At 35.5% G+C, this 2,448-nt stretch carries 3 protein-coding genes; all 3 read left to right on the top strand.

Annotated features, from left to right (window positions below):
- A partial coding sequence (locus tag BG20_RS09080; protein WP_010194244.1) for an alpha-isopropylmalate synthase regulatory domain-containing protein occupies window positions 1–716 on the top strand: 716 nt, incomplete at its 5' end.
- 30 nt (window positions 717–746) lie between these two features.
- A complete protein-coding gene (locus tag BG20_RS09075; protein ID WP_010194242.1) occupies window positions 747–1,760 on the top strand; it encodes an isocitrate/isopropylmalate dehydrogenase family protein in 1,014 nt (337 codons plus the stop codon).
- A 27-nt stretch (window positions 1,761–1,787) separates the two neighbouring features.
- Window positions 1,788–2,448 (top strand): hypothetical protein (locus BG20_RS09070; RefSeq protein ID WP_010194241.1); only part of this gene is annotated, 661 nt, incomplete at its 3' end.

Below are 2,448 nucleotides of genomic sequence, written 5' to 3'. Positions count from 1 at the left end.
TTGGAATTATAGTTCAACCAAACAAAGCAATAGTTGGAACCAATGCATTTGGTCACGAATCTGGTATTCATACACACGGTGTATTGAGTAATCCTTTGACATACGAGCCAATTAGCCCTGAATTAGTTGGTAGAAAAAGATGGTTACAGGTTGGAAAACATGCCGGAATTCATGGAATGAATGCAATGCTTGCAGAATATGGTGTAAAGCCTACCGAAGAACAATCTAAACAAATCTTAGAGAAAGTCAAAACATTAGGTGATGCTGGAAAGCAGATTACAGATGTTGAATTGTTATCTATTGCAAGTGATGTTTTGGGCGAAAAAGAACTCAAAAGAATTGTACAGTTAACTGGATTCTCCGTTTCAACAGGAATTGGAACAATGCCTTACGCATTTGTAAAATTAAACATCGATGGGCAGGATCATATTGGAACTGATTATGGGGTTGGCCCAGTGGATGCTGCATTAAATGCCATACAAAAAATCACTGGAAAGATTTCTGAAATTAGAATTAAAGATTATGGATTGGCATCTATTTCTGGTGGTTCTAGTGCATTATGTGAAGTTACAGTAAAAGTTGAGGATGCGTTAGGAAACAAGGTTTCAGCAAAATCTGTTGGTGAAGATATTGTAACTACATCTGTAAAAGCAGTCATTGATGCAATTAATAGAATAATGCTCAAAAAGATGCTTCAAGAAAAACAGGTACGATAATCTAAAATTGTCTTAATTTAATGCTCTATCATGTATAAAATTTCATTAATCACTGGTGATGGAATTGGTCCTGAATTATCTGATTCTGCAATATCTGTATTGAATACAATTAATGATAAACTTGATTTAAAATTTGAAATCACAACATTACCTGCTGGGGATAAAGCCCTTCACGAAACCGGTAAGGCATTACCTGATGAAACAATTCAAACAATAAAGAATTCTGATGTTTGTTTAAAGGCCCCCGTCGGAGAATCAGCGGCTGATGTTATTGTGGTGTTACGTAGGATGCTTGATCTTTATGCCAATATCAGACCTGCAAAATCGTATCCTCACATGTCTGCATTAAGAGATGATATTGACATGGTAATTGTTAGAGAGAATACAGAAGATCTTTACACTGGTAAAGAGTTCAGTTTGGGAAACGCTGCAGTTGCATTAAGAATAATCTCAGAGGATGCATCAAAGAGAATTGCAAAGTATGCATTTGAAACCGCAAAACAACGAAACAATATGAAAAAAGTCACATGTGTTCATAAATCAAATGTGATGAGAATGACTGATGGATTATTTGCAAAATCATGCATTGAAGTGGCAAAAAATTATCCTGATGTATTATTTGAGCAAATGTATGTTGACGCATGTGCTATGAATTTGATTCGCCAACCAGAAAAATTTGATGTAATTGTGACTACAAACCTATTTGGTGATATCTTATCTGATGAATCATCTCAGGTGGTTGGAGGATTAGGTATGGCCCCAGCTGCTAACATTGGTGATAATTTTGCATTGTTTGAACCAGTACATGGCGCAGCATTTGATATAGCAGGAAAAAATATTGCAAACCCTTCATCTTTTTTGTTGTCAATTAAAATGATGCTTGATTGGCTAGGTGCAAAACACCATGACACAAAATGCTTTACTGTCGCTCAAAAACTGGAATCTGTTATTTTTGATTTGGTAAAAAGTGGCGTCAAAACTAAAGATATTGGTGGAGACAGATCCACATCAGAATTTACCAGAGAAATTACTAATAAACTATAAAAATAATAACCTAGAATTGATGATGCGATGAAACTGTTACTTTCTGTTTTGTTGTTAACTTTAGTTTCAATGATGTTTATTCCTGCATATTCTGATGATCTAATTGTATTGGGTAAAGGCCACGCTCCAATATACGTATCCAATACTGACAGTGGTCGTTTTGATTTTGGTGCAGACGGTAAAACTGATTATTATGTAAGATCTCATTATACCGGTAATTCACACCAGCCTCTAAAGATTGATTATAAGATACAAGACGAATGTGTTGACTTGGGTCCAAAAGATGCATCTGATGTCGGTGGCAATACATTTGATGATGCTGCAATGAAAATTGCTTTTTCAAACTCAACTAATCCTTTTTCAAACTGGTTAATTGATGATATTCATGTTTGGAATACTTGGTTTAAAACAAAAAATAATGATGACAACAACTTAATTGATCTGGCATTTGTATCGACAACATCTGTCCCTTATTTTGATGATGATACTCGTGGTGATGATGTAATTGTAGGATCTGGCAAACACGGTTCATTCCAACATTTCTCTTCAATTAAAGAATTAGATGGGCAGCCTGGTTGGGCAGGTTCTATATTTTTGAATGCACCTCCTGGTGATTATTTACTTTGGACTATTCATCCTGGTGGCGGATATGGGTGGTGTGATTCTTTAACCGGACTTGGAATTCCAA

The organism is Candidatus Nitrosarchaeum limnium BG20 (assembly GCF_000241145.1).
Lineage (GTDB): Archaea > Thermoproteota > Nitrososphaeria > Nitrososphaerales > Nitrosopumilaceae > Nitrosarchaeum > Nitrosarchaeum limnae.
This window is presented reverse-complemented; position numbering and strand designations above follow the sequence as displayed.

Excerpts from the sequence above, each read along its gene's own strand:
- BG20_RS09075 (WP_010194242.1), top strand. The coding sequence starts at position 747 with ATGTATAAAATTTCATTAATCACTGGTGATGGAATTGGTCCTGAATTA.